The sequence below is a fragment of the Acinetobacter sp. SM1B genome (assembly GCF_003289665.1).
In the GTDB taxonomy this organism is placed as follows: Bacteria; Pseudomonadota; Gammaproteobacteria; order Pseudomonadales; family Moraxellaceae; genus Acinetobacter; species Acinetobacter schindleri.
Map to the genome: position 1 here is coordinate 2,018,425 of NZ_QMBM01000001.1, position 25,182 is coordinate 2,043,606.

At 44.2% G+C, this 25,182-nt stretch carries 21 protein-coding genes; 12 read left to right on the plus strand and 9 right to left on the minus strand.

All coding sequences use genetic code 11. The annotated features are described in order from the left end of the window. Nucleotides 1-302 precede the first annotated feature (302 nt). From C8322_RS09780 to C8322_RS09805, 6 genes are all read left to right on the plus strand, one after another. Nucleotides 303-1,205: a VacJ family lipoprotein gene (locus C8322_RS09780; RefSeq protein WP_111810553.1), complete on the plus strand. Its 903-nt coding sequence runs from the start codon at nt 303-305 to the stop codon at nt 1,203-1,205. 102 nt (nt 1,206-1,307) lie between these two features. Next, nucleotides 1,308-2,276 (plus strand): RsbU family protein phosphatase GigA, encoded by a 969-nt coding sequence (gene gigA / locus C8322_RS09785; protein ID WP_004889859.1) that lies wholly within the window; start codon nt 1,308-1,310, stop codon nt 2,274-2,276. 112 nt (nt 2,277-2,388) lie between these two features. Beyond that, on the plus strand, nt 2,389-2,907 hold the full coding sequence (gene gigB / locus C8322_RS09790; protein ID WP_004812973.1) for an anti-anti-sigma factor GigB: 519 nt from the start codon (nt 2,389-2,391) through the stop codon (nt 2,905-2,907). 24 nt (nt 2,908-2,931) lie between these two features. After that, entirely contained in the window at nt 2,932-3,756 is an 825-nt protein-coding gene (locus C8322_RS09795) for a carbon-nitrogen hydrolase family protein (protein ID WP_004889862.1), read from the plus strand. Nucleotides 3,757-3,858: 102 nt separating this feature from the next. Further along, nucleotides 3,859-4,284 (plus strand): organic hydroperoxide resistance protein, encoded by a 426-nt coding sequence (locus C8322_RS09800; RefSeq protein ID WP_004889864.1) that lies wholly within the window; start codon nt 3,859-3,861, stop codon nt 4,282-4,284. Between the two features lie 193 nt (nt 4,285-4,477). Further along, the gene (locus tag C8322_RS09805) at nt 4,478-4,870 is read left to right on the plus strand and encodes a DUF4951 domain-containing protein (protein WP_004889866.1); all 393 of its coding nucleotides are present in this window, start codon (nt 4,478-4,480) and stop codon (nt 4,868-4,870) included. A gap of 46 nt (nt 4,871-4,916) precedes the next feature. Here C8322_RS09805 and gspE read toward each other — a convergent pair whose 3' ends face one another. Next, entirely contained in the window at nt 4,917-6,410 is a 1,494-nt protein-coding gene (gspE, locus tag C8322_RS09810) for a type II secretion system ATPase GspE (protein ID WP_004812979.1), read from the minus strand. A gap of 103 nt (nt 6,411-6,513) precedes the next feature. Here gspE and C8322_RS09815 point away from each other — a divergent pair, with 103 nt between their 5' ends. Together C8322_RS09815 and C8322_RS09820 are read left to right on the plus strand one after the other, a co-directional pair. After that, nucleotides 6,514-7,335, plus strand: a complete 822-nt coding sequence (locus C8322_RS09815; RefSeq protein ID WP_004812982.1) for a hypothetical protein — start codon at nt 6,514-6,516, stop codon at nt 7,333-7,335. A 9-nt stretch (nt 7,336-7,344) separates the two neighbouring features. Then, complete coding sequence (locus C8322_RS09820) at nt 7,345-8,268, plus strand: mechanosensitive ion channel family protein (RefSeq protein WP_004812984.1); 924 nt, start codon at nt 7,345-7,347, stop codon at nt 8,266-8,268. Between the two features lie 141 nt (nt 8,269-8,409). On the opposite strand, the gene C8322_RS09825 is transcribed toward C8322_RS09820, so the two are convergent. Then, the gene (locus C8322_RS09825; RefSeq protein ID WP_111810554.1) at nt 8,410-11,112 is read right to left on the minus strand and encodes a DUF2339 domain-containing protein; all 2,703 of its coding nucleotides are present in this window, start codon (nt 11,110-11,112) and stop codon (nt 8,410-8,412) included. 161 nt (nt 11,113-11,273) lie between these two features. Here C8322_RS09825 and polA point away from each other — a divergent pair, with 161 nt between their 5' ends. After that, nucleotides 11,274-14,030 (plus strand): DNA polymerase I, encoded by a 2,757-nt coding sequence (polA, locus tag C8322_RS09830; protein ID WP_004889872.1) that lies wholly within the window; start codon nt 11,274-11,276, stop codon nt 14,028-14,030. A gap of 287 nt (nt 14,031-14,317) precedes the next feature. On the opposite strand, the gene C8322_RS09835 is transcribed toward polA, so the two are convergent. The 5 genes from C8322_RS09835 to ppx are packed head-to-tail and all read right to left on the minus strand — an operon-like array spanning nt 14,318 to nt 19,439. Beyond that, nucleotides 14,318-14,887 carry a YggT family protein gene (locus tag C8322_RS09835; protein WP_004889875.1) on the minus strand — a complete coding sequence of 190 codons (570 nt, stop codon included), beginning with the start codon at nt 14,885-14,887 and terminating at the stop codon, nt 14,318-14,320. A gap of 33 nt (nt 14,888-14,920) precedes the next feature. Beyond that, complete coding sequence (gene proC / locus C8322_RS09840) at nt 14,921-15,751, minus strand: pyrroline-5-carboxylate reductase (RefSeq protein WP_004889878.1); 831 nt, start codon at nt 15,749-15,751, stop codon at nt 14,921-14,923. A 2-nt stretch (nt 15,752-15,753) separates the two neighbouring features. Beyond that, nucleotides 15,754-17,127, minus strand: coding sequence for a tRNA lysidine(34) synthetase TilS (tilS, locus tag C8322_RS09845; RefSeq protein ID WP_111810555.1), 1,374 nt, complete (start codon nt 17,125-17,127; stop codon nt 15,754-15,756). Continuing rightward, nucleotides 17,064-17,888 carry an acetyl-CoA carboxylase carboxyltransferase subunit alpha gene (locus C8322_RS09850; RefSeq protein WP_004812992.1) on the minus strand — a complete coding sequence of 275 codons (825 nt, stop codon included), beginning with the start codon at nt 17,886-17,888 and terminating at the stop codon, nt 17,064-17,066. The genes tilS and C8322_RS09850 overlap by 64 nt, the downstream gene beginning before the upstream one ends. Nucleotides 17,889-17,918: 30 nt before the next feature. Then, nucleotides 17,919-19,439: an exopolyphosphatase gene (ppx, locus tag C8322_RS09855; RefSeq protein WP_111810556.1), complete on the minus strand. Its 1,521-nt coding sequence runs from the start codon at nt 19,437-19,439 to the stop codon at nt 17,919-17,921. Between the two features lie 264 nt (nt 19,440-19,703). Here ppx and trxA point away from each other — a divergent pair, with 264 nt between their 5' ends. The 3 genes from trxA to C8322_RS09870 all read left to right on the plus strand — a co-directional run bounded on the left by trxA (nt 19,704) and on the right by C8322_RS09870 (nt 22,327). Then, nucleotides 19,704-20,030 (plus strand): thioredoxin, encoded by a 327-nt coding sequence (gene trxA, locus C8322_RS09860; RefSeq protein WP_004812997.1) that lies wholly within the window; start codon nt 19,704-19,706, stop codon nt 20,028-20,030. A gap of 328 nt (nt 20,031-20,358) precedes the next feature. Further along, complete coding sequence (gene rho, locus C8322_RS09865) at nt 20,359-21,627, plus strand: transcription termination factor Rho (protein WP_004812998.1); 1,269 nt, start codon at nt 20,359-20,361, stop codon at nt 21,625-21,627. Nucleotides 21,628-22,039: 412 nt separating this feature from the next. Continuing rightward, the gene (locus C8322_RS09870) at nt 22,040-22,327 is read left to right on the plus strand and encodes a hypothetical protein (protein WP_004813000.1); all 288 of its coding nucleotides are present in this window, start codon (nt 22,040-22,042) and stop codon (nt 22,325-22,327) included. A 104-nt stretch (nt 22,328-22,431) separates the two neighbouring features. Here C8322_RS09870 and C8322_RS09875 read toward each other — a convergent pair whose 3' ends face one another. Both C8322_RS09875 and pheT read right to left on the minus strand, forming a co-directional pair. Beyond that, on the minus strand, nt 22,432-22,728 hold the full coding sequence (locus C8322_RS09875; RefSeq protein ID WP_004813003.1) for an integration host factor subunit alpha: 297 nt from the start codon (nt 22,726-22,728) through the stop codon (nt 22,432-22,434). Next, on the minus strand, nt 22,725-25,106 hold the full coding sequence (gene pheT, locus C8322_RS09880) for a phenylalanine--tRNA ligase subunit beta (protein WP_111810558.1): 2,382 nt from the start codon (nt 25,104-25,106) through the stop codon (nt 22,725-22,727). The genes C8322_RS09875 and pheT overlap by 4 nt, the downstream gene beginning before the upstream one ends. Nucleotides 25,107-25,182: the final 76 nt, after the last annotated feature.

Sequence of the window (25,182 nt, forward strand, 5' to 3'; positions counted from 1 at the left end):
TGAAAATTATTTTTAAACTTTCTTTCTAAAACCCAACTTAACCATCTCATGCTAAGTTACTGTTTTATCAGAAGTTTTAATCTTCATCACCGCCGATGGATGTGCATTCTACAGCATTTCAGAGGGCTTGCAATACCTTTTTCAAATAAATCTTACCGCATGTCTAATTTTTAACCTTTTATGAAGTTTTTATTCATTTATTATACAATTTTGCTTAAATTACGCCTATTCCTAGTAATACAGTTTATTATTCCAGGTTAAACAACGCCACTATACTCAGAACAAGGCTTTGGGGTTTCCTTATGCATCGCTCTATTTATTTATCTTTATGCTTATTTTCTTTGGCCTCTAGCCCATTAATTTTTGCTGAAGACACTACTCAGTCTGAACAGACTGAAATAGAAACTGAATCTTCTACTACTGCTACGGTTCCACTCAGAGAAAAAATATCTTCTAAAGTGAGTCACCTGCAAACCCAGCTAAAAGTCGACGCTAGTGCTGCACAGGCTGAAGAAGTTAAAGATCCTTTCCAGGGCTGGAATAGAAAGGTGTATCAATTTAATGATGCAATCGATCAGGCAGTTGTTCGCCCCATTGCGGTTCAGTATCAGGAAAAGGTTCCTCAAGATGTGCGTGGCAGCTATACCCAGTTCCGTAGCAATTTAGGTGAACCATGGAATGCGGTAAACCAGTTGATTCAGGGCCGTCCTGCTCGTGCAGCAAAATCTTTGGGTCGTTTTACCATTAATACCTTAACTACTTTAGGTCTGGCAGACCCAGCCCGTCGTCTGGGACTGGATCATCAAGATGAAAAGTTCGGGATCACGCTAGGTTATTATGGTGTACCTTCCGGCCCTTATGTGATGTTACCGTTCCTGGGCCCAAGTTCTGTGCGTGATACTTTCGGTATGGCAGTCGATAGCCAGACCCGTCCACAGAAATATATTCTTGAAGATGATGAAGGCTTGTATTGGGGTGATCAATTCTGGCGTGCAATTGATAATCGTGCAGAATTACTTGATATTGAAGGTGTGTTAACAGGTGATCGTTATGCACAAATTCGCGATATTTATTTGCAACGTACCAGTTATGCAATTGCTGAAAAAAAAGGCTTAGAGTCGGAAAGTCTATTCACTGATATAGATGATGAATTTGAAGATGAGTTTGATGAAGATCAGAGCGATTCGACAGAACCAACCTTTTAAGTAAATAATTTCAGCAAGATTATCGGTGAAAAAGATTCGCCGGTAATCAATAGCTTGTTATAGTACATCTAATAAACAAATTTGGGATTAGTTCATTTCCTTATGTATTTTATTCAGCCGACTCGTGATGTTCCTTATCTTGATCAAGTCCTTGACACGCTTCCAGACGTGCAGATGATTGGTCTTGAAGATCATGAGTTGTATGATCAGACTATTCTTGCAATTTCCGATGTGCATGATTATCTGAAATACCAATGGAATTTTCCTACCATTGTCTTGGCTTTGGAAAATGAAGGAGCTGAACTATCTCAAGCCTGGGAACAAGGCGCTCTTGCCGGGTGGATCTGGAACAAACTTCCAGCTCAGCCTCTCCTCGCTTTACAAAAAATTGATGCGCAATATAAAAGAAACCAGGATAGTCGCGACTTACCTTCCGCAGCAGAGTTACAACAAAGATTGCTTCCCAACCCGATTGAGCTTTTCAACTATCAGGTAGAAACATATTTTCAGCCTTCCGCTTATCTTTCTGGTGATTGGTACGATTACTGGAAAATTAGCGATAAAGAAGTGATGTTCTATCTGGCTGATGTGTCTGGACATGGTGTCACCAGTAGTTTACTTACCTCATGGATGGCAGCTTTTCATGGCCGTTCCAAATCGCCACGTGAACTGATCAAAAAGCTGAATGGCATGCTGGTTCAGGAAAATATTGAAAAGCATATCACCATGATTGCCGGGGTTTTAAACCTTGAAACTCATGTGGTGCGCTGGTCCAGTGCCGGGCATTATCCACCGCCTATTATTTTTGAACCCAATCAGGCACCCAAAATTTTATCGACCAGTAGTTTTCCACTCGGGCTGACCGAAGAACTGGAAGTAGATGAACAGGAATTCGTCCTGAAACGTCATGCCCGATTCATTTTATGTTCGGATGGTGCCCTGGAACCCTTTGATGGCGGTTTGAATGAACAGTTTGCACAGCTGGTCTATCACTTGCAAAATCAATCTTTTCAAGCGCCGGAGCATGTGGCAGACGATATTGCCTTCCTTAGCTTCATACGTATGAATTAGTAATATAATTATTGCTTTAATAGATACTTAAATTAACTCAGACCTTCAGCTACTTGAGTATCAAACTACCCTATGGGATAATTTAATATCCTTCTCTGCAAATGGCATTTATATGTCAACAGGTCATGTTGAATATGCAAGTTTGAATGGAACGCATATTTTTAAGCTTATTGGCGAAGTGCGTGCACAATCTTGTATAAGTCTAGACAAGTTACTGAACAAAATTGAACAGCAAGATAATGTCGTTGGTGCGATCGTTGATTTAACTGAAACCAGTTTTATTGACAGTACTGTACTCGGTGTTCTTGCGAAACTGGGTTTGAAGCTGAAACAAGTGCATCATATCCAGGCTGTCATGCTCTCTACCAATTCAGATATTACAACCCTGGCCAATAGTATGGGTCTGGGACAGGTATTTGTGATCCTGAACTATTGTGGAGATTCGCATGTCTGCACCCGTGCCCTGATCGAAGAGCATGTAACGCATCGTAATATGCTCACTACGGTCCTGGATGCGCATAAGACATTGATGAAACTCAATGAAAGCAACAAAAATATGTTCGAACCTTTGGTTAAACAGCTGCAAAAAGAACAGGATAATCTCGATAAGGTGTCCGAACCCAATATTTAATCTTAATTTTCCAGGAAGGAAACGATGACTTTACTCTCTGTTGTACAAATGAATTCTCAGAATGAAATTGAAGACAATTTCAGAACGATAGAATCCTTGATTCAGCAGAGTAAAGCCGCTGGTGCTGAACTGATCGTCTTTCCTGAAAATTTTGTCTGCTTTGCTGCCGGAAAACAACGCGAAACTGCGGCGCAGTTTGAAGACATTCAGCAACGCCTCGAAAAACTGGCACATCAATATCAGATCTGGATTATTGCTGGCACCCTGCCTTGTCCGTATCGCCCGGATGGTTTAGTCATTGAAGATGGTCGTGTCCGTACGGTAAGCCTGTGCATTAGCCCGGAACGTACTGAAGCACGTTATGACAAGATTCATTTATTCGATGTGCAAGTGGGTGATGCTGTCGGTGGCTATCAGGAGTCCAAATTCTTTGAACCAGGTACAGATGTCGTGGTTGCGAAAACCCCATTTGGCAATATTGGCTTGATGGTGTGTTATGACCTGCGTTTCCCTGAATTGGCACTGACTTTACGTCAACAAGGCGCCAATATTCTGACTGCCCCTTCTGCTTTTACCTATACCACGGGTCAAATGCATTGGCAGTTACTTCTACAAGCACGTGCCATGGATACTCAGTGTGCTGTGCTTGGCGCTGCACAACAGGGCTGGCATGGAGAAAAACGTCAGACTTGGGGACATACTGCAGCCACCAATAGCCGCGGTCAGGTACTGAATATGGTACATGCGGAAGGTGCTCAGCTGATCACGGTAGATTTTGATTTAAATGAACAGCATAAAGTCCGTGAGTCCATGCCATTGATGCAACATCGAAAATTGATCCAGTTTTAAAGTTTGCGATTTTCCTGCATAAAATAACAAAATCCCTGCTTATTCCTGTTTAAAAATCATCGAGCATAGAAACTCCATGAAAAAATAACAGGGATTCATATCATGTCATTAGAAAAAACTGTCTATACCGCCCATGCCAAAGCAACAGGTGGCCGCGATGGTCGGGTTACTACGGATGATCAACTGCTGGATATACAACTCGCAGTACCAAAGGAAATGGGTGGTCCAGGCGGTGGTACCAATCCTGAACAGCTCTTTGCCGCTGGCTATTCAGCCTGTTTTTTAGGGGCTATGAAATTTGTGGCTAATCGAGACAAACTGAATATGAGTAAAGAGGCTTATATTGAAGGTGAGGTAGGGATTGGTCCGATCCCAACTGGCTTTGGTATTGAAGTTACCCTAAATGTTCATCTGGAAGGTATGGATCAGGACGAAGCTCAAAAGCTGGTGGATGCCGCGCACATTGTCTGCCCGTATTCTAATGCTACTCGTAATAATATTGATGTCACGTTAAATGTGATTACTTAAGGTTCAGTAGACGCTATCCTGAAAAATCTGTTTTTCAGGATAGTCTTGATCCAGTATAAAAATTCAATTCTTAGCCGGCTAATCTTCTACTTTTTATACACCAGTTTGTATTTTCCTATTTCAAAAAGATAACAATTAGACAGATAGTTATATATAATGATTCTTATTTGCATCTATTGTTGGTTTTATTTTAATGTTAAAACCTCTTCTCCTCAGCACACTGTTTTTAAGTATCTCTATCTCGTCTTTTGCAGATGTGCAAGTTTCTGAAAAAATTCGCCCTCAAGTCAAATCCCTGGTGAATCCAGATATTGATCGACTCGCTATTCCTCCTACACCGCATAACATGAGCCTGCCTGAATTTAGTCAAGGTGTAATTGGCTGGGGCACAGGTCCCCAAGATGCAGAAACACGTTTGAATCATATCAATAAAGCTGATGTTGAAAAGATGAAACAGGCGGGTTTAAATATAGAAATAGCGAAAACCTGGCAAAATTTTTATAAAAATGAGACTCAACGCAATGCCGGCAATCCAACCGCTCCATTGCGCGCCCAACTCATGAAGAAAATTATCGACTTGTGGTAATCTATAAAAAAGCAGCCCAACTGGCTACTTTTTAACAGTTCTATCATTAAGCTAATTCTGCTGCTTCATTGGTGACCCGCAGTACTTCCTCTACCGTCGTCTTACCTGCCAGCACTTTACGTAAGCCATCATCACGAATAGAACCAGATTGTTGACGTGCGTAACTTTCTAACTCGTATTCTGGTGCATTACCATGAATCAGACGGCGCATATGATCATCCACCGGGACAATTTCATAGATCGCAGTTCGACCAGTGAAGCCTGTATGTGAGCAGCGTTCACAACCTTTTGGCTGTGGTAATTCTAATTGTGTCCCATTATGGACATGGGCAAATAGACCTTGTTCAAATTCATCCGCTACATGCCAGGTCGCACAATGTGAACAGAGAGTACGTACCAGACGCTGGGCAACCACCCCGATCAATGAACTGGATAATAAGAAAGGTTCAATCCCCATGTCTTTAAGACGGGTTACTGCACCAATTGCAGTATTGGTATGCAGGGTTGATAAAACCAGATGACCTGTTAAAGAAGCCTGTACTGCTATTTCTGCTGTCTCCAGGTCACGAATCTCACCCACCATGACGACATCGGGATCCTGACGCAGCATCGCTTTTAAAGCACGGGCAAAGGTCATATCCACTTTGGTATTTACCTGCGTCTGCCCAATACCTTCCAATTGATACTCGACCGGATCTTCCGCGGTCAGGATATTCTTGGAACCATCATTCAGATCGGAAAGTGCTGCATACAGTGTCGTCGTTTTACCCGAACCAGTTGGGCCAGTGACTAGAATAATCCCATGTGGACGATGTACCAAAGTTTTGAGGCGATCGTAATCATTATTCATTAGACCCAAATGGGTCATGTTCAGGCGACCGGCCTGTTTGTCCAATAGACGCATTACCACGCGCTCACCATACGAAGATGGCAAGGTAGAAACACGGACATCGACTTCACGCCCAGCTAGGCGCAACGAAATACGACCGTCTTGGGGAATACGCTTTTCCGCAATATCCAGCTTGGCCATGACTTTAATCCGCGAGACTAACAGCGGTGCCAGTTCACGGCGTGGCTGTACAATTTCGCGTAACTGACCATCAACCCGCAAGCGGACTGAAAGTTTCTTCTCAAAGGATTCAATATGAATATCGGAAGCACCCACACGGATTGCTTCTGAAAGTAAGGCATTGATCAGGCGGACAATCGGCGCATCATCTTCCTGATCCATTAAATCTTCAGCTTCAGGGACAGAATCGGCCAGACTAAGCAAATCTGGATGGTCTTCCAGACCAGCTGCGACTTGTTGTGATTCGCCACTGTCTCCAGCGAAACTGCTACTGAGTAATTGGCTAAATTCGTGATCATTGCAGAGCTGATACTGGGCAGGATGGCCTAAAAAACGGCGTGCTTCCTGCAATGCAAGCATCGAGGTATTATCACGACGGACGATAAAGACCTGATCCCCTTCATAACGCAACAACACCCCATGGCGTTTGGCAAAACTATAAGGGATTTGTAATTGTTTCAGTACTTGCATCGTAGAATTATAATAATAGTGAAAAAATTTAAATTGAGTGTACTCTAAGCACATGACAGCGTGAAGTATGTTTAGAAAGATTTAGTACGAAAGGACAGCCGCATTGCCACACGATCAAGTTGATTTTTCCTCTGCTCAGCCCTCTATTCATTGGTGGGGGGAACAGAATTTTGAAATAAATGAGTCCAAAGCCTGGCAATTTGGTTCGCTGCTGTTCCGTCTGACACGTGGCTTGCAGGAATGGCGTCTGGAGTATTACCGCCCTGTGGTACAGTTTGACTATGAGCAGAAATGGCACCAGATCGAAGATCCCCATTTTGCCTTTCCCCAGCCAGTGAAAATTGAACGCTATATGTTCAAGTCCACCAAAAGTAAACTGCGACTCATGCCTCGTCTGGCAGATCGTTCTGTAGTGATCAAACCCGTCGATCCCATTTATATTCCTGCCGGGCAACGCGGAACCTTATATATCAGTACGCCACTGTGGATTGCCGGCTTTGTCGATGGACAGCGAGATCCAATTTTTGATGTCCCGGTAATTCTACCCAAAGATACCTGGTTTGGCCCGAATCATCGTTCTGGGGAAATTTGTTATGCCACAGCAGTCGATGGTCGTACTGAGCTAAAACAGCTGACGCCGCGTGCATTTCGTGCTGTAACCCCAATTGAATTCCACAATACCAGTAATCAGCAACTGCGCTTTGACCGTATGAATGTACCCGTGCCCGCCCTACCACTGTTTTTCAGTGCCAGTACGGGACGTCTTTGGACCTCGCAAATTAAAGTCCTGCATGAAGGTCTGGATCGTCCACCTCGAATTCGGATTGAAAACCGTACCCCACCCCATGCCGGTGAAGTGGACTATCTGCATCCGCCACGTGACCCTGCAGGCAACCTGTTCAATATGTTTGATTCATTCTTTTAAGGACGGCTAATGGCAAACTCAAGTATTTCTGCTGAAGTCACCAATAGCCTGAAAGGCGTATTTACCAGTATCAATACTGATCGGCTGACAGAAATTGCTGTCGCAATCGTCCTGTGTTTTATTGGCTTTTTAATTGCACGTTTTTTCTCGAATGCCTTTATCCGGACGATTGGTCTACGCTTTAATGCCCATCAGCAAATGGTCTGGCGTCGTGGGATTTTCTACTTCATTTTCCTGCTGTTTGTCATGGCCAGCTTAAAGGAAGCTGGCTTTAAGCTCAGTGTCTTCTTAGGTGCAGCAGGTATTTTGACAGTTGCACTGGGTTTCGCATCTCAGACCTCAGCCTCCAACCTGATCAGCGGTATGTTCCTGATTGGTGAAGGTTCTTTTGAAGTTGGTGATACCATTCAGATTACCCTGATTCGTGGGCATACCATTGAAGGTGAAGTCATTTCGATTGACCTGCTCTCAGTCAAATTATTAACCCAGGATAATATCTATGTCCGGTTGCCGAATGAGCAACTGATCCGTGCCCCGGTACACAACCTGTCCAAATTTCCGATCCGGCGAATTCCGATCACATTGGCGATTAATTTCCATGAAGACATTATCAAGGTTCGTGAAGTGCTGCTAGATGTAGCAAACAAATATCCTATGGTGCTTGCTGATCCAAAACCAGCTGTGACAGTAACTGCTTTCCGGGAATCATCCATTGAATTACTGTTTGCAGTCTGGTGCCAAGGTGAAAACTTTTTAAAAGTTCGTGATGAAATGCAGGAACGCATTCGTAATGGTTTCCTGGAAAATCATATTGAGATTCCTGTACCAAAAATGGGCTTTGTAGATCATCCGCTTGCGCGTCCGCTAGAAAATGAAGATGTTGATCAATATGCCAATGAGAAGGAATTGAAGAGGGAGCCGGATTTAAAATAACTTTTTTCTAAATTCCTGCTAACCTCGCTTTACAAAGAGAGGAATTGTCATAAAAAGCCGCTCTTTTCCTTGCACATTGCTTAAAGCTTGTTCAGGGTTTGGGGGAGATTAAGTTAACGCTCAAATGTAGTTAATTTAGATTCAAACCCTCTTCTCCCCATCCGGCATTGGTGCAACATAAGCAATCAACAACATCACCCCTCCTGCCAGCAAGAAGGATAATACTCGAGTTAAGGTCCCGATATGAGACAGATCAAACAGCACCAGTTTTAAGGTTACAATCACCAGAATACTACCACCCAGAATCCACATCGGTTTCAGGGCTTTCAATGCCGCAATCCACATCGTTGCAAAAGCCAATAGCACCCATAAAATGGTCAAGCTCAACTGGACTGTGGCATTACTCCACACTTCCAAACTGTTCAACGGCGTTCCTAAATACATATGCAAGGCACGCAATACAATATAGCTGGATAGCCAAAGTAAACTCAGTACCATGAGTACTGCCATCATTCCTTTATCTCGCCCTGCCCTAATCTGTTGCAGCAACATCCAGATAAAGCTGATCAACATGGCAATACTCACCAGATCAAAAGGATTTAGCATAGGAAGCAAATAGAACTTAAAGGCCTGCTGACTGAGCAGCTGTGAACACAACAACCAGGCTGCCATCAGAATCAAGGTACTGTTGCTTTGCCACAGCATCGGCCAAGCAGAATCCGCAGATTGTTTATAAGACCAGAAACACAGACCTAATGGCAAAATCACCATACTGATATAGGGCATACTTGGAATCAGACATAGGCTTGCCAGAGTCAGACTCACTAGAGCCCCTAAACTCACCCATTCTTTTGAAAGCAACAAGCCTGAGGCTGGTCGCAGCCATTGCCAGGTTAACAATAAGGTTGATAATCCAAAGATACTCCGGGCAAATGGACTCTCCCAAATCAGTATACCATTTTCACTTTGATCAATTGCCAGAACCACACCAGCAAAAACCAATGGCGTTAAGCCACACCATTTTAGCACCAGCCAGCTCCAGTCCTGATTTTTTCTGAAGATAATTTCATTAATAACAGCAAAAATCAGTGCAACTGTAGCCAGACTATAAATATGGGCATCTGGTGAACTGAACTCGTCTTCCAATAAGGCAAACAGCATCAGGCTGGCTGAGAAACTGAGTAAGCTTAAGAAACCAGTACTCAGCCCATCTAGTTGCTGGATATAACGCTCTTTGAACTGGCTAATCAAGACTACAGCCAGATAACAGCCACTTAGTATCCAGAAAATGTGTCGCGGTGTTGGATTCAACTCAACCAGATAATACAGACTGCTCAGCCCAGCCATGATCAGTAAGCCCATACTCAAATATTGCCCAACTTTGAGATTCTTTTCCAAAGCCCAGAAATAAATTAATACGCCTTCTACGGCCCAGCCCACTACGCTCCATTCACTTTCCAGCAAAATTGGTGGAATCAGGGCAATAAAAATCAGCATCAGACTGAGATAGCTATTGGCAATGATATTCAGGGTATGACTACGCCGCGATCCTAACCAGCAAACTGCGAATACTGCGGCGTAAATCAGGCTCAGTCCTGCCTGCCATGTACGTTCATTAAAATGAATCAGATACAGGAAAATATAGGCTGTAATTGGCGCGGCAAAAATCAGGGCAATGTCCAGAATCGGCTTGAGCTGGAACCTGCTCAGGTCATCTTTAGCGAGTAACTGACTAAAACGAAATCCCAGCCAAATAAACACGGCACTATGTGCCAGAATCAAGCCAGTCATGCTATAGCGCTCAGAAGTGTAGCCATGAATCAGCGCATAGATTCCCCCAACAATCGCAGTGACCAGAAAGGCAATCTGATTCAGCGTCTTCCAGGGTTTTAAGCTGGTCAGCGTTGCCACTCCGATATTAATGACCAGATAATAAGCAATCAGCTCTACAGCGGTGGCATCCCGTACAGGCAAAGTAAATGGTGCAATATAGGCAATTAGCAGCGCCATCACTGTCAATTCAAAACTATTCTGCTTAAAACTGAGATATAGCGTCATGGCCATAATCAGCACAAATAGCACTGATGCCATCAACAGACCAGGAATGACCAGATTGTAATAGGCAAAGAATAAGGTCAGAAACAGTGCACTTAATCCCAGACCCTCAAGTGCCAGCGCAAAACTGCGGTTTTTCTCGATCAGCCAATAGCCCAGCCCGGTAACAGCCATACTTGCCAAAGCAATCAGGCCCAATTTCATCGCCAGACTGATTTGCCAATGCTCCGTTGCAAAACGTAGTAACAGGACAATTCCGACAACCAAAATCCCGATTGCAGCTTTAAGCACCGGATTGCCTTGAAAAATCCAGCGCTGGATCTGATCGATTAAACCCGGTGAAGCATGATCACCTTGAGCCGGCTGCTGAAAGGCTTGCAGTGGAACTGGCTGAGAATTTAGAGTGTCCTGACTTGGCACCGAGTGAATACGATGCTGCAACTGTTGCAATGACAGCTCTATTCGTTGCAACCATCGGAACAGGAAGAAAATCCAGGCCGTGACGCCCAGCCCCATCAACCATTTCAGGTCGATGACACCTCCCACAATGGCAATCAGGGAAGAAATATATAATGGAACTTTGGAATAACCAGAAATAGACAACTGATGTTCAGCAGTGATCTCTTCAAGTGGCTGCTGCACTGCATTGACATACTGCATTACACTCATCAGAAAACCGAGCCCACATAAATAGCTGACAATCTCGTAATCCAGATACCAGGCACTCAAGCCTACAATCACCAGGCTGATCAGCCACATCATGCGTAATTCATTTTGCCCTGTTGTCATTCTTATATTTTCCAGTCCCATACCACTCCATCATACAACATGCCGCTGCCGGTTATTTCATCTTCGGTCATTATTCGCTAAGCTGTTGCCACAGACTTGCTCAGCGGGCACGCTAAAAATCACGTACAATAATGCTATTATTTGAATAAGGAATTGAATACATGCCACCATTTGTCTTGGTCGATGGCTCTTACTTTTTATTTCGTGCCTTTCACGCGCTGCCACCGTTAACCACGTCAACCGGTTTACATACCAATGCAATTCGTGGTGCAATTTCTGCCATTCAAAAACTGATGCGCCGTGTCCAGCCTACACATATGGCGGTGATTTTCGATACCCCTGAACCCACTTTTCGTCATGAACTGTCACCCATCTACAAGGGTGACCGCCCAAGCATGCCGAGCGAGCTTGCCGAGCAAATTCCCTACCTGCACGCATTAATCAAAGCCTTAGGAATTCCACTACATGCCCTGCCAGGCGCAGAAGCCGATGATATTATCGGCACACTGGCAAAACGTGCTGAAGCCATGGGTCATCAAGTACTGATCTCTACGGGCGATAAAGATATGGCCCAGCTGGTGACCGAAAAAGTAACCCTGGAAGACAGCTTTAAAGAAAAGCCACTCGATGTAAATGGTGTATTTGAAAAGTTTGGGGTCTGGCCAAATCAGATCATCGATTACCTGACCCTCATGGGCGATGCCTCAGACGGTATTATGGGTGTACCTGGCGTCGGTGCCAAAACCGCAGCCAAATTACTGAATGAATATGGCTCAATTGGTGGCATTCTGGAAAATGTCGACAAGATCAAAGGCAAAGTCGGACAAAATATCAAAGACAATGTGGAAGGCATTACGCTGGATCATCAGCTGGCCAGTATTGTGATCGATTTGGATTTGAGCTTTGGTTATGATGATTTAAAACTTGCTGAGCCAAATGTTGCCAAACTACGCGAACTCTATACCGAGCTTGAATTCCGTAACCAACTGCAATCTCTGGATCATCCAAACAATCCGAACAATAGCAATTACAAGCAAGTAGTTCAGTCGATTACAACCAAACCTGTAGCGCTAATAGAAGAAGATCATGCGTCATTGACCAGCAGCGATGATCAACTGGGACAGGCGACTTATCACACCGTGCTGAATCAGGCAGATTGGGATGCTTTATTTAATCGTTTAAATACTGCCAAACGTTTTGCTTTTGATACTGAAACCACCAGTCTGGATTATCGTATTGCTCAAATCGTGGGCTTCTCGGTGGCTTTTGATGCAGAGGATGCCTATTACGTACCGCTGGCACATGACTATGAGAATGCGCCTGAACAGTTAAATCGTGAAACCATCCTTGCGCAAATCAAACCCATTCTGGAAGACGACAATATTCAGAAAATTGGCCATCACCTGAAATATGATGCACATGTCCTAGAAAATCATGGAATCCAGCTGGCAGGCTGGTACTTCGATACCATGCTGGCGTCTTATGTGCTGAACTCAGTGGCAACCCGTCACGGTATGGATGACGTAGCACGGCTTTATTTAAGCCACCTGACCACGACCTTTGAGCAGATTGCCGGTAAAGGTGCGAAACAGAAAACCTTTAACCAGATTGAGATCGAAACTGCAGCACACTATGCCGCAGAAGACGCCCATGTCACTTATCGTCTGTATGAAGTGCTGTATGAAAAACTGAAAGTGCATCCAGAGCTGCTCAACATTCTGCTCAATATTGAAATGCCGGTCGCACGTGTATTGACCAGCATGGAAGAAAATGGCATTCAGCTAGATCTGGCTTTCCTGGATCAGTTGGGCTGTGACTTTGCTGAAACCATGAAAAATCTGGAACAGCAGATTGAAGAAATGGCGGGCGAATCCTTTAATGTCAGTTCACCGAAACAGGTTGGTGAAATCCTGTTTGATAAGCTGGGTCTAAAAGGTGGCAAGAAAACCACAACAGGTCAGTACAGCACCAGCGAAAGCATTCTGGAAAAGCTTGAGCATCCAATTGCCGAGTTGATCCTGAACTACCGTGGTCTGTCCAAGCTGAAAAGTACTTATACTGATGGGCTCTGTAAACAGGCCAATAATGATACTCATCGTGTACATACCAGCTATCATCAGGCACTGACTGCAACCGGTCGTTTATCCTCAACCGACCCAAACCTGCAGAATATTCCAATTCGTGAAGAAATTGGCCGTCAGATCCGTAAAGCCTTTGTCGCGCCAGAGGGTCGTATATTACTTGCAGCCGATTATTCCCAAATTGAATTACGTCTGATGGCACATTTGTCTCAGGATGATGCACTGGTGGATGCTTTTATTCACGGTCAGGACGTCCATCGTCGTACCGCGGCAGAAGTCCTCGGTATTGCCCTGGAAGATGTGACCAATGATCAACGTCGCCAAGCCAAAGCAGTAAACTTCGGTCTGCTTTATGGGATGTCCGAGTTTGGCTTGACTCGTCAGCTGGGTTTTACCCGCCAGGAATCACAGGAATACATCAAGCAGTATTTCCACCGCTATCCGGGTATTTATGAATATATGCAGCGTACCCGTCAGGTTGCGCTGGAACAGGGCTTCGTGGAAACCATTCTTGGCCGCCGTTTGTATACCCCAGATATTGATGCTCGCAATATGATGATACGTAAAGCTGCTGAACGTGCTGCAATCAATGCCCCACTGCAAGGTTCAGCTGCCGATATCATCAAGATGGCGATGATAGAAGTCGACAAGATGTTGCCAAAAGACCAGGCCAAAATGCTGCTGCAAGTCCACGATGAATTGGTATTTGAAGTTGATGAAGCGATTGCTGACGAACTGGCATCTAAGCTGGCTGAAGTAATGCAGTCTGTAGTGCAGATCTCTGTACCTTTACTGGTAGAAGTAGGCAAAGGCAAGAATTGGGATGAGGCGCACTAACGTGCTTTGAACCCCTCTTTCAGAGGAGTTTCAGGAGATTTATATTAGCCCTCCCCCCAGCCCTCTCCCCAAGGGAGAGGGAATTACACCTAATTTTAATTACTATGAATAATCTTATTAATTCCTTCTTCTTTTTTTAAGATAAAGAATACTATTACTTCTCAGAGATGAATTTGTAGGAAGTTGCTTCTCCTCTCAGGAGAGAGTATGGAAAGGTAAAACCTCTTTTGAAATTCATAACAAATAAAAAAAGGACGCTTAGGCGTCCTTTTTTATATTCTTAAATCTTAGAAACCAGTCAACAACACCATGGCCACTTCACGCATGATCAGATCAACCACCATCAGTGCCAGAATCGCCAGAATTGGAGACAGGTCGATCATCCCGATATTCGGCATGATACGACGGAATGGTGCCAATAATGGCTCTGCCAGTTCCTGAACCACTTCAATATAAGGTGAACGGGATTGAGTAAACATCACCACCCAACTCAAGATAATGGTCGCGAAAATCAGATAACGACAGAAACGGATCAGGTCCTGAATCATGGTCACAAAAGTCAGTATTAACAGATGAATTGGACCATTTGGCATACCACCAGAAAGATACATCATGCCAAAAATTTTCAGCAAATACAGCACCACCAATAATGCCAGCGCGGCAGTATTTACCCGACCCTTCGCCAGAGTTGGCAGAATACGACTAAACACATCTACAATCTTGGTGGCCTTTACAGTTGAAAGTACCACCGGATTGTAAGGACTCACCGAAGCCAACTGCATTAAAAAGCGGAAGAATACGAGCAAAATTGCGACGTTAATGATAATGCCAAAAATTAGCGCAGAATTTGCACCCATACCTGAAGGTTCCTAAATATTAAATTTGAAAATTTACTTACTGCTGTCGCTAAGCTCTTGAGCGAGCTCCTGACTGCGTTTTGCAGCAGCAGCCAGAGCTGCCTGAATGTTTTGAGAAATCTGGGCCTGATCAAAGACTTCTAGTGCAGCCTGAGTCGTGCCATTCGGTGAAGTCACATTTTTACGTAATTCAGCTGGTGTATTTGCACTGGTAATTGCCATTTGCGCTGCACCTAATGCAGTTTGCAAGGTCAATGCAGTCGCCACTTTCTCATCTAGCCCCAGGTTCACACCTGCACGGATCATGCTTTCCATCATATAGAAGAAATAAGCCGGACCTGAGCCAGAAACCGCCGTTACAGCATCAATTTGCGCTTCAGAGTTTACCCAAATTGTCAGGCCAGTTGAAGCTAAAACCTGACTCGCCAGCTCACGGTCTGCTGTACTCATGTCTGCATTGGCGAATAAACCATGCGCGCCAGTCTGTACTAATGCTGGTGTATTTGGCATCACACGAACAATACGATCGGTACCAAGTAAGCTAGACAAAGTCGCAATTTCAGCACCTGCTACAATGGAAATAACCAATTTACCGTCCAACAAACCTTGCAGCGGTTTAAGCACATCCGCTAGCACCTGTGGCTTCACCGCAAATACCACAATATCGGCATGTTTGATTGCAGCAATATTATCATCAGTAACATTCACTTCTTTTTCAGCAAGCAGTAGACGCACTTTTTCGACTGGATCAGAAACTGTAATACGGGTTGCCGGCAAACCACGTGCAATCAAGCCACCAATTAAGGCTTGAGCCATGTTACCACCACCAATGAAACTGATATTACAATTTAAAGCTGCACTCATTTTTAATGCTCGTCTTTGTGTTCTGAAATTGAAGAGACTAAAACTGGCTGCCACCCCTCCACCTCACAATAGGCAGATTCAGCCAACCAAAATCCTTTGGGCGTAAACACGCCTAGCATAACATCATCTATGCTTAATATTTGAATTGTATGCCGCATCCATGGAAATATTTGCGCATCCTGAATGGCTTTTTTCAGTGGCCAAGAACCGACACGTCCACATAAATGAATCTTTTCGCCACCTTGGCGCTGTGTCATTTTCAAGTGCTGATTCAATAAATCCAATGATAAACCGATTGCCGCAGCCTGAATCTGAAACTGTCCTGAAGGCAAATCAATACGATCCTGAAGTCTGAAAATCATCTGCTGTTCGCCAGAAAATGGCTGTTGACCTGCCAGATAAATTTCTTTACTGAGCTTATAGACCAGCTGCTGATAACGCACATAATAAAAACCTTGCCAATGCAATGCCGCCTGGGCATCTGCACGGGCATGAATGACTTCACATTGCAAGCGCTGTACCATATCCAGTGCAGGCCGATACTGTCCTTCCCCTTTCATCCAGTTAGATAGCAGCTGGCGCTGGCGTGCTAAAGACAGTTCAGAAAATTTAGATAAGTCTAAAATATTATCTTGAATACAAACATCTGTATCCTGTCGCAATACATCCTGCAAGATTTCCTGGGCATCCTGCATCAAATCCGTGGTCCGGGCTAAAGCTGCCTGCATTTTTGGAAAGCGCTCACTTAATAGCGGCCACAAAATCTGACGTGCCCAGGCACGATCATAATCATTATTCTGATTGCTCGGATCTTCAATATTCTGAATATTCAGGTCAGCGGCCCATTGGCAAATCTGCTCACGAGAAATATCCAAAAGTGGACGCCAGATGGTTAAATCTTCTCGTATATCTACCCGCTTCATGGCAGACAGACCATCGACTCCGGCCCCAGATAGTAAACGCAGCATCAGTGTTTCTGCCTGGTCCTGCTGATGATGTGCAAGAACTAGAATTTCATTGGGCTGTAGATGCTTCAGATAGGCCTGATAACGTGCTTCCCGGGCCTGATTTTCCAGATTACCTTGTGCCACAATAACTGGCTGGACAATACAGGGGATACTCAGCTTTTGGCATTCATGCTGAACAAATCTGCCCCATTCAGCGCTACCACTTTGCAGCTGATGATCGACATAAATCGCACGGATTTTTTCCGGGCACAAAAAAAACATCAGATGCAGTAACAGCATGGAATCCACGCCGCCACTGCATCCGATGAGAAATTTTGTCTCTGCAGGAAAGTCCTGCAGCTGTTTTAAGAAACCAGACCTAAATTGTCGCTGCCAAACTTCATTAAACGCTGGTAACGTGCTTCGCATCGTGCCTCGGCTTCCATCGGTTGCAGTTCATTCAGCGCTTCTTTCAGTACTGCTTTCAGGTCTTGCATTACCTGATCAGGATTTAAATGAGCGCCTTCACCTTCATCTACTACATATTCCACAATACCCATATGCTGCAATTTTTCTGCAGTCAGTGCCAATGCTTCACTGGCTTGTTCAGCTTTGTCCGCAGTTTTCCACAGGATCGATGCACAGCCTTCTGGTGAAATCACAGAATAGATACTATGAGATAGCATCACCACACGGTCTGCCACCCCAATACCCAGTGCACCACCAGAACCACCTTCACCCAGTACAGTCGCAATTACCGGTACTTTCAGGTTAGACAACTGTGCCAGACTTGTAGCAATCGCTTCAGCCTGACCACGCTCTTCTGCACCTACGCCTGGATAAGCGCCCATCGTGTCAATAAAGGTAAATACAGGCAGATTAAAACGCTCTGCCATATCGAGCAGGCGTTGTGCCTTACGGTAACCTTCAGGATTCGCCATCCCGAAGTTATGCTGTAATTTTTCACGGGTACTACGGCCACGGTGCTGGCCAACAATCATCACAGGCTGACCGTCAAAACGCGCCAGACCACCAATCATTGCACCATCATCACCATAGAGACGGTCACCATGTAAAGCATCAAATTCAGTGAATATTTCACCCACGTAGTCCAGGAATTGTGGACGTTCAGGATGACGTGCAATTTGCACGGTCTTCCATGCTTTTGATGGAGTCGCTTTATTTTTCATAGGTTAACCGTTTTCATCCCTATAAAGGTGTTAATCAACAAATTGTTCAGACTGAATTGCGAGATCAATTTCCCAATTCCTAAACTGCACCTGTTCATCATGCAGTTCAGCCACCAGTAAAGGCCATTGTCGGGCATCACCGGCTACGCTGAGTTGCCATTGTTGCGCATTCTTCACCTTCAGTTCAATGGCAGGAAGCATCTCATCGCTACGACTGTGATTGACCAAAACCGCCAGACGAAGCAGTAAACACAGGTACAAAAGTCGAGAACCACCGACTTTGTTGACATCTATCCTGGCATCAGCGCGCAATTTACGACGGTGATGTGCGACCAAATGTGACAGATGATTCTGGTCGACTTGCGAGAAACCGGCAATGTCCGAGTGCTGTAACAAATAAGCCCCATGACGATGATAACCACTATGACTGATCGCCAGACCAATTTCATGCAGATAAGCTGCACGACGTAACAGATCACTGTCTTCGCTATTTAAAGCTAAAGGTTGTTTCACATCATCAAACAGTTTTTGCGCGGTTTTTACCACACGTTCTGCCTGTTTGGTATCGGCATTATAACGCCCCATCAAGGCATGCACAGAACGGTCACGGATATCCTCGTGCTGGAAACGCCCGAGTAGGTCATACATCACGCCTTCACGTAATGCCCCGTCAGAATAGGTCAGGTAATCAATATTCAGAACATCAAAGACGGCATACAGAATGGCAATTCCTGCTGGCAACACCGCACGGCGGTCTTCTTTAAGGCCTTCAAACTCTATGTCCGTGACATGTTTATATTTGAGCAATTTATCTTTGATTTTTTCCAGGCCTTCACGCGTCAACTCCTCGCGCTCGTTACTCCAGCCCATATTGACACAGATCTGGCGGCAGGCTTTGATGGTGCCACTCGAACCGACCACAGCATCCCAGCCTGCTGCTTTATAGGTATTGGCAATACCGGAAATTTCTTTACGTGCCGCCGTAACGGCTTTATCAAAGGCCTTTTGATTAATATCGCCATCTTCAAAATAAGCTTTGGTAAAGGCAACACAACCCATCTGCACGGATTCGGTATGAATCGGTTCAAATTCCTCACCAATAATCAGTTCAGTTGAACCGCCACCAATATCTACTACTAGACGACGGCCACTATTGGCCATGGTATGTGATACACCTAAATAGATCAGACGGGCTTCTTCTCGACCTGCAATAATTTCGATGGGTTTTGGTAAAATTTCTGCTGCCTTTTGAATAAATTCATGGCCATTTTTTGCCTGACGCAAGGCATTAGTCGCCACGATACGTAAACGGTTGGGCTGAACCGAACCCAAACGCCCCACAAAACGCGCCAGACAGGCTAGACCACGTTGCTGCGCAGCTTCAGTCAAATTCTTATTTTCGTCCAGGCCTGCTGCAAGCTGAACTTTTTCTGACATTGATGCCACTTTCTTGACTTCGCCGTGGTCCACTCGAGCAATGGCCAAATGAAAGCTGTTTGATCCCATATCGATGGCGGCAAGTAATTCTTCATCAATCAAAAAGTCAGACATTCCAGAAATAAACCTTTAACGAATTGTGCTTAGAGTAATTCACAACCATGCAATTTAAAAGCCATTTGTATCGACAATTTAATCCCTTTTAGTTTTTTATTTCTATGTGACAATTGTGTTACACGATTATCTCTATCGTGATCATCCATTAGACAAATTGACAATATAGGTTGAAAATTTGCATATTCCCCTACATTGTTAAAGAAGGCTATGTAATACTAAGAATTATAGCCATCTTTAAAAAATTATTTTCTGGAGCACTCCATGTCTGGCAACATCGTAAATACTACTGACGCAAACTTCGAAGCAGACGTTCTTCAATCAGACGTTCCTGTATTGGTTGACTTCTGGGCTGGCTGGTGTGCGCCATGTAAAGCAATTGCTCCTGTACTGGAAGTACTTGCTGACGAATACCAAGGTAAAGTAAAAATCGTAAAAGTTGATGTGACTTCTTGCGAAGCCACTGCAGTGAACTATAGCATTCGTAATATCCCAGCTTTATTGATGTTCAAAAATGGTGAAGTGGTTGCGACTCAAGTTGGTGCAGCACCTAAATCTAAATTAACCGCGTTCATTGAAGAAAACATTTAATCAACGCTGTTTTAAAGATAAAAATACGTGATCAGATATCGCGTATTTTTTTCGCCCAGAATAAATTGACAAACGCCTGTTTCTCTCTTATATTGCTCATTCAAGAGATCAGGAATACTAAATCCTGTCAATTTCTTACAAGACACAATACATAAGATGCCGCTCGGCAATAGAAATTGTTTTTTCACATTTCTCTTTGAAACAATCAAACAAACCTCTGAATTGTTCTTGTGCAAATTCAATTGCTGTCGTTTGAATGCTTGTATGCGGCCGAATGTTACTCCCTTTCTAACCTGTACCTCAGAACTTTGATTCTATCCGACCACCTATGAATTTAACCGAACTCAAGAAAAAACCGATTGGCGAACTCATCAAGATTGCCGAGTTTATGGGCCTAGAAGGCATGGCCCGTAACCGCAAGCAAGACATTATTTTTGCCATCTTAAAGCGCCATGCGATGAATGGTGAAGAGATTTTTGGTGATGGCGTTTTGGAAATTCTGTCAGATGGTTTTGGCTTCTTACGCTCTGCGGCAGGCTCTTATCTGGCAGGTCCCGATGACATCTATGTCAGCCCTTCCCAGATCCGTCGTTTTAACCTTCGTACAGGCGATACTATTACTGGTACCATTCGCCCACCGAAAGAAGGTGAACGTTATTTTGCACTTCTAAAAGTGAACCAGATTAACTACGACACACCTGAGAACTCTCGCAACAAGATTCTGTTTGAAAACTTAACCCCATTATTCCCAACTGAGCAATTGGTCATGGAATTGGGTAATGGTACCACTGAAGATTTGACAGCTCGTGTAGTCGATCTGGTTGCCCCAATCGGTAAAGGTCAGCGTTCTATTATCGTTGCACCCCCGAAAGCCGGTAAAACCATGTTGCTGCAAAACATTGCACAGTCAATTGTTCGTAACAACCCTGAATGTTTCCTGATTGTACTGCTGATTGACGAACGTCCTGAAGAAGTAACGGAAATGGAACGTACGGTTCGTGGTGAAGTTATCGCTTCAACCTTTGATGAATCTCCGGCGCGTCACGTACAAGTGGCTGAAATGGTAATTGAAAAAGCCAAACGTCTGGTTGAACATAAAAAAGACGTAGTGATTCTGCTTGACTCAATTACCCGTCTGGCACGTGCGTACAACACTGTAATTCCTTCATCTGGTAAGGTATTGACAGGGGGTGTGGATGCACATGCACTTGAACGTCCAAAACGTTTCTTCGGTGCGGCTCGTAATATCGAAGAAGGCGGTTCACTGACCATTATTTCTACTGCATTGATTGAAACCGGCAGTAAAATGGATGAAGTGATCTACGAAGAATTCAAAGGTACAGGTAACCAGGAAATCACGCTTGATCGTCGCATTGCTGAGAAACGTGTATTCCCTGCAATGAACATCAAGAAATCCGGTACCCGTCGTGAAGAACGTCTGATGTCAGAAGATAATCTGCGTAAAGTCTGGATTCTGCGTAAGCTTTTGCATACCCAGGACGAACTGGCGGCAATGGAATTCCTGCTTGATCGCATGAAAGAAACCAAGACCAATGATGACTTCTTCGATCAGATGAAGCGCAAGGCATCTAACTAAGTCCTCAAAAATTATAGAAAGGTCATCTAAAACGATGACCTTTTTTATTTGGGTTGACATTGATTACACAAAGAAACAAAGTCCATGATGATTTGTAAACTTATTTGCAAGTTTATGATTAATAAAATAATGGTAAGAAAAATTGTATAAGTTTTAGAGGTTTAAATCGCCTTTACCCCATATAAGTCTTTCCTTTAATTGTTATTTTCTGTTAAAAAAACCATGAATTTCATGCGTTTTTTGCACTTTTTTGAATTTGCCCTGTAGCAATTAAAAATGCGCAGTGATAGCATATTTGCAGACCAGTTAGACTGCTCCTGCGTTGTTAGTACCTAACAAAATTAGGAATAATAAAAGCACATAACAGGCTAACGTCGGTTTTTTTTAATCTCAATTTTTAGAGAGTGATGCCATGTTATTCAAAAAAATCGCTATTGCTGCTGCAGTTGCTACTACTTTAGCTTTCGTTGGTTGTGCTAAAAAAACTGAAGATGCTGCTGCTGACGCTAACCAAGCTGCATCTGAAGCTGTAGAAGCTGCATCTGAAGCTGAAGCTGCTGCTGACGCTGCTGCTGTAGAAGCTACTTCTGAAGTTGCTGCTTCTGACGCTGCTGCTGTTGCTGAAGCTGACGCTGCTGCTGCAGTTGCTACTGACGCTGCTGCTGACGCTACTGCTGCTTCTGAAGCTGCTGCTCAATAATCTAACGATTATTCAGTACGAAAAAGAGAGCCATTGGCTCTCTTTTTTTATGCCTATAAAAATCGAAATTTCTACCGGCAATCTCTATCAAGAAAAAAAGCAGATCAATTGACCTGCTCAGTTCCCACACGCTGACGGAACTTCTGCCCCGCACGGAAGGTTACGACCCGGCGTGCAGAAATCGGAATTTCTTCACCAGTCTTCGGATTACGGCCTGGACGTTGACGCTTGTCACGCAACTCAAAATTACCGAAACCTGATAGTTTGACTTGCTCACCCGAGATTAGCGCCTGGCTAATCTCATCAAAGAACAATTCGACCATTTGTTTTGCTTCACGACGGTTTAAACTCGTGAGCTCACTTAAATGATCAGCCATCTCTGCTTTAGTTAGTGCTGTCATGAAGCCCTCAATGTCGCTTGATAAGTGTTTTCTAACACTTGCAGGATATTATCCATGCCTGATTTAATTTCAGCATCTTCCAGGGTGCGGGTTGGATGCTGCCAGAGAAGAGCAAATGCTAGAGAACGCTTGCCTTCTTCTACCCCTTGTCCAGTGTACACATCGAACAACCAGGTTGACTCCAGGAGCTCACCACCAGTCTTTTCGATAAGTCTCTGAATTTCGCTAACATTAATCTTATCACTAATTAAAAGCGCAATATCACGTCGAACCGACGGAAAACGTGATAATTCTGTAAAATTAGATACATAAGTTTGCAAAACGGCTTTTTGATCGAGTTCAGCGACCCAAGTGATTGCTAAATCCAGCTCATCTTCAAGTGATGGATGTAAACGACCTAAATAACCAATCGACTGACCATTAACCATAATTTCAGTAGATTGACCAGGATGCAACCATGCACGCTCTGAACGAACATATTCAACATTCAGACGAGCTGCTGCCAGAATTTCTTCCACATCACCTTTAAAGTCAAAGAAATCCATTGGCTGTGGCTTACCATGCCATGATTCATTGATACGTGAACCAGTCGCAATCAGGGCGAAAGTTGGAATCTGTTTCAGGTCATGAATCGATGCAGCATCCTGATAATCAAAACGCAGACCCAGCTCAAAGAAACGTACGCGGTTTTGCTGACGATTGACGTTATATTGCACACATGGAATCAAACTTGATAACAGGGTTGAACGCATTACCGCTAAATCACTTGAAATCGGGTTTGCCAATGCTAATGGATTTACTGCAGGGTTGAGCTGTTTTTCCAGTTTCAAGTCAGCAAAGCTAAAACTGATCGCTTCTTGATAACCCAAAGTCACCGCAGTCTGACGAAGCTGAGCCACTTCGAACTGATCCTGGTATTTTGCAAGTTTGACATCAATCACAGGCAAACTGATTTGAATATTGTCATAACCATGAATACGTGCAACTTCTTCGATCAAGTCCTGGTAGATTGCCATATCATAACGGTGTGACGGTGGTACCACAGACCATTGACCTTCTGCTTTCACAGTCACTTCACAGCCCAAACGCGTTAACGCATCGGTAATGAAGTCTGATTCAACTTTATAACCCAGAAGTTGATCTAGTTGTGCCTGTTCAAGTTCAATTGCTTCACGTCTAGGCAATACTGCTGGATTTTCTGCAACTGTAATTGGACCAAACTCACCGCCTGCAAGTTCAGCAATCAGCTGAGACGCACGGTGCATTGCCATCACTGGCAATTCAAAGTCCACACCACGCTCATAACGCTGAGAAGCATCCGTATGTAAACCGAAGCTACGCGCACGACCTGCAATGTGTAAAGGTGCAAAGAATGCAGACTCCAGGAAGATCTCAGTGGTTGCATCCGTTACAGATGAAGACAGACCACCCATGATGCCTGCAATCGCCAATGCTTTTTCATCATCTGCAATCACCATCACTTTTTCATTCAGTTCAACTTCCTGTTCATTTAACAGCACCAGCTTTTCACCGGCTTTTGCTTGACGAACGTGAACTGCACCTTGAACCTTGCCACCATCAAATGCGTGTAACGGTTGACCCAGCTCGATCAATACATAGTTGGTAATGTCGACCAAAATGCTGTGCTGACGGATACCCGAACGAGCAAGCGCACGTTCCATCCATTCAGGGGTTGGCGCTTTGGTGTTGACGTTTTTGATCAAACGACCTAAGTAACGTGGACAGCCTTCAGTCGACACCACCACTTTCTTTTCATCAGCAATGGTTGCAGCCACTTCTTGAATTTCTGGCGCAGTCACTGGCAATTGGTTAATCACACCAATTTCACGTGCAATACCACGAATGCTGAAACAGTCACCACGGTTTGGTGTGATGCTGATGTCAATCACGTTGTCATCTAAGTCTAAATATTCACGAATATTCACGCCTACAGGTGCATCGTTTGGTAATTCTAAAAGACCATCAATTTTGTCTTCTAGATCAATTTCCGATGCGCCGCAGAGCATGCCTTGGGACTCAATACCACGAAGTTTGCCCTTCTTGATTTTGAAATCGCCCGGCAAAACCGCGCCAATCGTTGCCACTGGTGCTTTCATGCCTGCACGTACGTTTGGCGCACCACACACGATTTGGAGTGGTTCACCTGAACCGATATTCACGGTAGTTACACGTAAACGGTCTGCATTCGGGTGCTGTTCAACAGTCAGAACTTCACCTACAACAACACCTGTAAATGGTTTTGCTGCTGGAGATAAGTCATCAACTTCTAGACCAAGCATGGTCAGTTGATCAGAAAGTTTCTCGCTGTCGATGGCTGGGTTAACCCATGTGCGTAGCCAATTTTCGCTAATTTTCATTGATATAAAACCTGTAATTCAAATCTCTAGAATCCCCCTCTAACTCCCCCTTTAAGAAAGGCGGAGAACCCCAACT

Excerpts from the sequence above, each read along its gene's own strand:
- C8322_RS09780 (WP_111810553.1), top strand. The coding sequence starts at position 303 with ATGCATCGCTCTATTTATTTATCTTTATGCTTATTTTCTTTGGCCTCT.
- gigA (WP_004889859.1), top strand. The coding sequence starts at position 1,308 with ATGTATTTTATTCAGCCGACTCGTGATGTTCCTTATCTTGATCAAGTC.
- gigB (WP_004812973.1), top strand. The coding sequence starts at position 2,389 with ATGTCAACAGGTCATGTTGAATATGCAAGTTTGAATGGAACGCATATT.
- C8322_RS09795 (WP_004889862.1), top strand. The coding sequence starts at position 2,932 with ATGACTTTACTCTCTGTTGTACAAATGAATTCTCAGAATGAAATTGAA.
- C8322_RS09800 (WP_004889864.1), top strand. The coding sequence starts at position 3,859 with ATGTCATTAGAAAAAACTGTCTATACCGCCCATGCCAAAGCAACAGGT.
- C8322_RS09805 (WP_004889866.1), top strand. The coding sequence starts at position 4,478 with ATGTTAAAACCTCTTCTCCTCAGCACACTGTTTTTAAGTATCTCTATC.
- gspE (WP_004812979.1), bottom strand. The coding sequence starts at position 6,410 with ATGCAAGTACTGAAACAATTACAAATCCCTTATAGTTTTGCCAAACGC.
- C8322_RS09820 (WP_004812984.1), top strand. The coding sequence starts at position 7,345 with ATGGCAAACTCAAGTATTTCTGCTGAAGTCACCAATAGCCTGAAAGGC.
- C8322_RS09825 (WP_111810554.1), bottom strand. The coding sequence starts at position 11,112 with ATGACAACAGGGCAAAATGAATTACGCATGATGTGGCTGATCAGCCTG.
- polA (WP_004889872.1), top strand. The coding sequence starts at position 11,274 with ATGCCACCATTTGTCTTGGTCGATGGCTCTTACTTTTTATTTCGTGCC.
- C8322_RS09835 (WP_004889875.1), bottom strand. The coding sequence starts at position 14,887 with ATGGGTGCAAATTCTGCGCTAATTTTTGGCATTATCATTAACGTCGCA.
- proC (WP_004889878.1), bottom strand. The coding sequence starts at position 15,751 with ATGAGTGCAGCTTTAAATTGTAATATCAGTTTCATTGGTGGTGGTAAC.
- tilS (WP_111810555.1), bottom strand. The coding sequence starts at position 17,127 with ATGCGAAGCACGTTACCAGCGTTTAATGAAGTTTGGCAGCGACAATTT.
- C8322_RS09850 (WP_004812992.1), bottom strand. The coding sequence starts at position 17,888 with ATGAAAAATAAAGCGACTCCATCAAAAGCATGGAAGACCGTGCAAATT.
- ppx (WP_111810556.1), bottom strand. The coding sequence starts at position 19,439 with ATGTCTGACTTTTTGATTGATGAAGAATTACTTGCCGCCATCGATATG.
- trxA (WP_004812997.1), top strand. The coding sequence starts at position 19,704 with ATGTCTGGCAACATCGTAAATACTACTGACGCAAACTTCGAAGCAGAC.
- rho (WP_004812998.1), top strand. The coding sequence starts at position 20,359 with ATGAATTTAACCGAACTCAAGAAAAAACCGATTGGCGAACTCATCAAG.
- C8322_RS09870 (WP_004813000.1), top strand. The coding sequence starts at position 22,040 with ATGTTATTCAAAAAAATCGCTATTGCTGCTGCAGTTGCTACTACTTTA.
- C8322_RS09875 (WP_004813003.1), bottom strand. The coding sequence starts at position 22,728 with ATGACAGCACTAACTAAAGCAGAGATGGCTGATCATTTAAGTGAGCTC.
- pheT (WP_111810558.1), bottom strand. The coding sequence starts at position 25,106 with ATGAAAATTAGCGAAAATTGGCTACGCACATGGGTTAACCCAGCCATC.